Origin of the sequence: Xanthobacter autotrophicus ATCC 700552 (assembly GCF_043194565.1) — a bacterium.
Lineage (GTDB): Bacteria > Pseudomonadota > Alphaproteobacteria > Rhizobiales > Xanthobacteraceae > Xanthobacter > Xanthobacter autotrophicus_F.
Genome location: NZ_JBAFVS010000028.1, coordinates 59,787 through 66,044, shown reverse-complemented (window position 1 = coordinate 66,044; position 6,258 = coordinate 59,787). Strand labels below are relative to the sequence as shown.

Below are 6,258 nucleotides of genomic sequence, written 5' to 3'. Positions count from 1 at the left end.
CAAGACGCGCCCCGCGCCGGCAATCCCCCGCGGCCCTAGCCAAGGCCACAGCGTCAATGGCCGCAAGGCCAAGGCCCGGCCGCAGGCAAGATCAGCCGAACGCGCCGGCGGGCGCTCGCCGGCCGCCTCATGCTTCGACCCACAACGCGAGATCGCCGCGACGATCCAGCACTGAAAGTGCTGGCGAACCGCCGGCGCGCAAGATCCGCACGTCCAGCATCTCGCCCCCCAGCGTCAGCCGCCGCAGCACGAGTTCGTCCAGGAAATCGGGCAATTCCGGCCGCGCAAACGTGACACGGTGCGCGTCGATGTCGAAGCCGAGCCCGAGTGTCGCCTGAAGAAGGGCCAGAGGAGCGGCCGCCGCCCAGGCCTGAGGCGCACAGGCGACGGGATAGGAGACAGGCCCCTGGCTGCGTTGGCGGGAAAAGCCGCAGAACAGTTCCGGAAGGCGCCGTAGATCGAATGATATGGACGCCTGCAGCAGGCCCTCGAAGATGCGCGCCGCCTCCCGTCGGAAGCCGTAGCGCGCAAGGCCCATGGCGATCACCGCATTGTCGTGGGGCCAGACCGAGCCGTTATGGTAGCTCATGGGGTTGAAGCGCGCCTCGCCGGCCGCGACGGTGCGCACGCCCCAGCCGGAAAACGAGGCGCCAGCCATGAGCTGAGCGGCGACCGCCGGTGCGCGCTCTGACCGGGCGATCCCGGCGAACAGCGCATGCCCGGCATTGGAGCTTCTGACCCGGCACGGCCGCTTTTCGCCGTCCAGGGCGAGCACGTAAGTCCCCAGCCCGGAGTCGAAAAAGGCATCGTCAAAGGCATCGCGCAAGCGCGCGGCATTGCGCTCGAAGATGGCCGCGTCCGGCCCGCGGCCGAGGCGGCGGGCGATGGCGGCCGCCGCGCGCCAGGCGCCGAACACATAGGCCTGCACTTCCACCAGTGCGATGGGGCCGCGCGCCAGCCTTCCGTCGGCGTGGAAGACGGAATCGTGGCTGTCCTTCCAGCCCTGGTTCAAAAGGCCGTCGCCGCTCATGCGGCCATATTCCACGAAGCCGTCGCCGTCCCGGTCGCCGTACTCGGTGATCCAGCCGAGGGCCGCGGAAACGGCAGGCCACAACAGGCGCGCGGTGTCGAGATCGCCGGTGCGCTCCAGGTAGGCGCCGGCGAGCATTACGAACAAGGGGGTGGAATCCACGCTGCCGTAGTAGCGGCGGAACGGAACCTCGCCGAGTTCCGCCATCTCGCCGAAGCGCACTTCGTGGAGGATCTTGCCCGGCTCCGCGTCGGCGGCGGGGTCCAGCACCTCGGCCTGGTTGGCGGCGAGGTGGAGCAGCACGCCGCGGGCGATGGCTGGATCCATCCACAGGGTCTCGAAGGCGGTGATCAGGGCGTCGCGCCCGAACACCGTGCTGAACCACGGCACTCCCGCATAAGGATAGGCGCCTTCGGGCGTATCGGTGATGAGAATGGCCAGGTCGCTGACGGCGCGCTTCATGGCGTCGTTGAAGTGCTGGTTGGAGGAGGTGACCTCCGCCGCCCGCGCTACCCGAGCCCGCAGCGTTGCGCGCGACGCGTGCAGGGCCCGGCGAAAGGTGAGCTTGGCGCCGCCATGGGGCTCGGCCCCGTCGCAGCGGATCTCAATGTAGATCACCTGCGTGGCACCGGGGGCAAGATCGAGCGGGTAGCGGGCCTGCGCGCCGTCCAGCTCGGTGGGCGCGGGCTCGAAATGCAGGCCGGTGCGCCGCACCTTGCCGTCGAGGCCGGTATAGGCGAGGCGCACGCCGTCGCGGGCGAGCAGCGGGGCATGGCGCACGCCGCGCCGGCTGCGCTTGGCGCCGCGCACCTCGAACAGGTCGGCGAAATCGGCGTCGAAGGAAAAGGCGATCTCCACCCGCCGCGGCACCACGTCGAAATTGTGCAGCGACACGCATTCGTGGCAGGCGGAACGGTAAAGGAAGCGCGAACGGCGGATATGGATGAGGTCGTGCAGCAGCGCCTCCCCGCCGTCCCGGCCGGGCAGATCGGGATTGGTGAGGTCGCAGGTGAGTGTGGCGTTGTCCTCGCGCACGGTGGAGCTGAGCAGCAGCGGGCGGACCCCGTCTATGGTCAGGAAAAAGTGCGAGAGGTGGCGCGTGTCGCGGTGGAACAGGCCGTGGTTGCTGGCCAGCCCCGGCACAGCGTCGCCGTGGGCGTCGAACACGGCGAAGGTGTCGTCGTGCTTCAGGGTGCGCGGCGTGGTCTCGATCTGCGAGGCGCTGGCGGCGATGACATAGTCCGGCTCGCGGTCGTCGGGCGCTGCCCCCGCCGCGGCGGGGTCAACGACTGGCGTCATGGACGGCATCATGTCCGGCGACGAGGCGCAGCTCGAGCCTCGGCGCGCGCTGGAGCGCAGGGGTGCTCACCCTTGCGGCGGCGAGGCGCTGGTAGATGGCCACATAATCCTTCGCCATGCGCTCGGCGGAGAACCGCCGCTCGAAGGTGCGGCGGATGGCCGAGCGGTCGAGGCGGGAAATTTCGCCGACCCGCGCCACGGCGTCCTCCACGCTGTTCACCAGGTAGCCGGTGATGCCCTCGTCCAGCACCTCGGGCACCGAGCCGCGGGAAAAGGCGATGACCGGCGTGCCGCAGCTCATGGCCTCGATCATGACCAGGCCGAAGGGCTCTGGCCAGTCGATGGGGAACAGCAGGGCCGCCGCATTGCCGAGGAAATCGGCCTTCTGGCGCTCGTCGATCTCGCCGATGAATTCCACATTGGGATTGGCCTCCACCATGGGGCGGATCACGTCCTCCCAATAGTCCATGTCGGCACGATCCACCTTGGCGGCGATCTTCAGCGGCATGCCGGCCTTGACCGCGATCTCGATGGCGCGATCCGGCCGCTTTTCCGGCGAGATGCGACCGAGGAAGGCAAGGTAGTCTCCGCCCGTGGCGTTGAATGGCAAAAGATCCTTCGGCAGGCCGTGATGGATGGTGGCGGCCCAGTTCACCGGCGGCATGGGCGCGCGCTGGTGATCGGAGATGGAGACCAGCGGGTAGTCGGCGAAATTGGCGTAGAGCCGATGGGCGGCGGGCAGATCGAGCCGGCCGTGCAGGGTGGTGAGGCTCTGGGCGCGGTGATCGCGCAGCACGGGATAATGCAGGAGGTCCAGATGGACGTGGATCACGTCGAAATCGTCCGCGCGCTTGCGCACCTCCTCCAGCATGAGCAGGTGATACAGCAACGGGTCCACCGGGCCGGGAGCAAGGCGCAGGCCGGTGTCGCACATGGCTTCCAGCGTGGCGGAGGTGAGCGAATCGCCGCTGGCGAACAAGGTCACCTCGTGCCCCGCGCGCACCAGCTCCTCGGTGAGATAGGACACGATGCGCTCGGTGCCCCCATAGCGGCGGGGTGGAACACTCTCGATCAGCGGTGCGACCTGGGCGATGCGCATGGATATCTCCTCGGCCGTGGGGGTGCCCCGCCAAGGCCTGGCGTTGAAACGAAAATTTCTGGTTCTGTGGAGAGAACGTGCGAGCGGGCCGCAAGGTTTCCCGCGCTGCCGAAAAAGTGGGGGCGCGATTGGGTTCTCCACGCCATGGGTCGGCGCGTGCTCTTTCCTTAAGTTTAGACGGCGCTGGCATGGGGTGCCTTCAGGCTGGCTCAACCTCGCCGCGTGGGCGGCCGCCTGCCGTCGTCACGACCGGGCGATTCAGCCCCTGAAGGGAAACGGAACGGCTTCCGTCCGAGGGGATCGCGCTTTAGGATGGTTATCGAGCGTGCGCTCGCCGGTTCCATGCCAGCGGAGTTCCGCGCCCACCCCGAACCCCTGAACCGGATGTTCCGCCCCGATGCCATCCTCGCCTTGCCGGCTGGTACCCGGCGCATCCTTGCGCGGATCGTTGGCCGCTGGCCGGGCATCGCCGTAGAAGCTTCAATCTAAATCGATACAAATGGCGCCGCTGGCCCCCCGGCCGCGCCGCGCTGCAATTCGCACAGGTCTTGAGGAGGCTCCCCATGAGTTCCGACGTCACCTATCCCGACGTTCAGCTTCACATCGACGGCGTCTGGCGCGACGCGGACGGCGGAAAGCGCATTCCCGTTATCAATCCGGCTACCGAGGAAGAGATCGGCACCGTTGCCCATTGCTCCATCGCCGATCTCGACGAAGCGCTCGCCGCCACCGAGCGCGGCTTTGCCACCTGGAGCCGCACCTCCGCCTTCGAGCGTTCCAAGCTCATGCGCAAGGCCGCCGATATCCTGCGCGAGCGGGCCAATTCCATCGCCCGCCTGATGACCCTGGAGCAGGGCAAGCCCTTGCCCGAGGCGCGCATGGAGACGCTGGCCGCCGCCGACGTCATTGACTGGTTCGCGGAAGAGGCGCGCCGCGCCTATGGCCGCGTCATCCCCGCCCGCGCGCCGGGGGTGTACCAGCTGGTCATCAAGGAGCCGGTGGGCCCGGTGGCGGCCTTTACCCCGTGGAACTTCCCCATCAACCAGGTGGTGCGCAAGCTGTGCGGCGCTCTGGCGGCGGGCTGCTCCATTATCGTGAAGGCGCCGGAAGAGACCCCGGCCTCGCCCGCCGAACTCATCCGAGCCTTCGTGGATGCGGGCGTGCCCAAGGGCGTCATCGCGCTGGTCTACGGCGTCCCCGCCGAGGTGAGCGAATATCTCATCCCGCACCCGGTCATTCGCAAGATCACCTTCACCGGCTCCACCCCGGTGGGCAAGAAGCTGGCGGCGCTCGCCGGCGCGCACATGAAGCGGGTGACCATGGAACTGGGCGGCCACTCCCCGGTCATCGTGTTCGACGACGCGGACGTGCAGGCGGCCGCCAGGCAGATCGCCACCGCCAAGTTCCGCAATGCCGGCCAGGTGTGCGTGTCGCCCACGCGCTTCCTGGTGCAGGAGAAGGTCTATGAGCAGTTCGTGGACACCTTCGTCGCCGTCGCCAAGGCGGTGAAGGTGGGCAATGGGCTGGACGAGGGCACCACCATGGGCCCGCTCGCCAACGACCGCCGCATCCCGGCCATGGAGGCGCTCATCGCCGACGCCCGGCAGAAGGGTGCGGAGGTGAAGGCCGGCGGCTCACGCATCGGCAACAAGGGCTATTTCTTCGAGCCCACCGTGGTCACCGGGGTCACCCGCGACATGCGCATGATGAACGAGGAGCCGTTCGGCCCGCTCGCCATGCTGCTGCCCTTCTCCGATTTCGACGAGGCCATCACCGAGGCCAACCGGCTGCCCTACGGCCTTGCCTCCTACGCCTACACCCGTTCGGCCAAGACCGCGCAGGCGGTGGCGCATCAGGTGCAGGCGGGCATGATGACCATCAACCACCTGGGCCTCGCCCTGCCGGAAGTGCCGTTCGGCGGCGTGCGGGATTCCGGATATGGCTCGGAAGGCGGCTCGGAGGCCATCGAGGCCTATCTCAACCCGAAGTTCGTCTCCCAGGCGGGGGTCTGAACGGGCGGCGCCGGCGTCCGCGCCGGCGCCTTCCGCACCGCCGTCATCCCCCGGCTTGACCGGGGGATCCATGGTGCGGCCGGGCCGGCCTTGTGGCTCCCGGCACCGCGGCTGCGGCCCGGTGGATGCCCCGGTCAAGCGCCGGGGCATGACGGATTCAAGGGTGCTGCGTGCTTGCGGCCCGCAAGCGGCTGGCCCGCCTACCGCTCGGTGAGGAAGGTCATCAGCACCGTGTCGTCCTCGCCCACGAGGCAGAGGAAGCGGTGGGCCTTGTCGGTGCGGTCGCGCTGGATATAGGCCTCGCCCATCAGCACGCCCGTCACGCGGGAGTTGCCCACCGTCAGGTCCGTCTTGGCGATGGTGAGGCCGTCCATATCGATGGCGATGTCCGAGATGGACGGCGAACGCGCCTGCAGCCGCTCCAGCGCGTGGGCCTTGCAGGCCAGCGCTCGCTCTGCGCCCTCCGGCGCCTCGGCCTCGGCGTCCTTCACCGCCTGTTCGCCTGCGGCCGCTGCGGCCGCCGGCGCGGCGGGAACGGGGACGGGCGCGGGAAGGGGCACTGCCTGGCCCGGCCCGGCCGGCCGCGACGGCACCGGGTCAGCCGGCTGCTGCGCGGCGGCGGGCGTGGTCAGGGCAAGGTCGATGGCAAGCCCCGCGCCGAGCGCAAGCCCCAGCACGGCCGTGAGGAGAAGAGGGGCGCTCGAGCGGCATCGCATCTGTCGTCTCCGGAACAGGATTTGCGGAGACAACGCCAGCGCGGCCGTTTGGTGCCGCGATAAAGCTTCAGGTTCTTGGGGGGCGACGGCGCTCCCTCGCGA

General features: G+C 68.9%; 5 protein-coding genes. 2 read left to right on the top strand and 3 right to left on the bottom strand.

The window, feature by feature from the left end; genetic code table 11:
• Window positions 1-127: 127 nt before the first annotated feature.
• Both V5F48_RS21590 and V5F48_RS21585 read right to left on the bottom strand, forming a co-directional pair.
• On the bottom strand, window positions 128-2,329 hold the full coding sequence (locus V5F48_RS21590) for an amylo-alpha-1,6-glucosidase (protein ID WP_394260286.1): 2,202 nt from the start codon (window positions 2,327-2,329) through the stop codon (window positions 128-130).
• Window positions 2,313-3,428 carry a glycosyltransferase family 4 protein gene (locus V5F48_RS21585; protein ID WP_394260285.1) on the bottom strand — a complete coding sequence of 372 codons (1,116 nt, stop codon included), beginning with the start codon at window positions 3,426-3,428 and terminating at the stop codon, window positions 2,313-2,315. Before V5F48_RS21585 ends, V5F48_RS21590 begins: the two co-directional genes overlap by 17 nt.
• 312 nt (window positions 3,429-3,740) lie before the next feature.
• Between V5F48_RS21585 and V5F48_RS21580 the strand changes: the two genes are divergently transcribed.
• Window positions 3,741-3,917 (top strand): hypothetical protein, encoded by a 177-nt coding sequence (locus V5F48_RS21580; RefSeq protein ID WP_394111317.1) that lies wholly within the window; start codon window positions 3,741-3,743, stop codon window positions 3,915-3,917.
• A 74-nt stretch (window positions 3,918-3,991) separates the two neighbouring features.
• On the top strand, window positions 3,992-5,440 hold the full coding sequence (locus tag V5F48_RS21575; protein ID WP_394260284.1) for an NAD-dependent succinate-semialdehyde dehydrogenase: 1,449 nt from the start codon (window positions 3,992-3,994) through the stop codon (window positions 5,438-5,440).
• Between the two features lie 200 nt (window positions 5,441-5,640).
• On the opposite strand, the gene V5F48_RS21570 is transcribed toward V5F48_RS21575, so the two are convergent.
• Window positions 5,641-6,156 carry a hypothetical protein gene (locus V5F48_RS21570; protein ID WP_394260283.1) on the bottom strand — a complete coding sequence of 172 codons (516 nt, stop codon included), beginning with the start codon at window positions 6,154-6,156 and terminating at the stop codon, window positions 5,641-5,643.
• Window positions 6,157-6,258 lie beyond the last annotated feature (102 nt).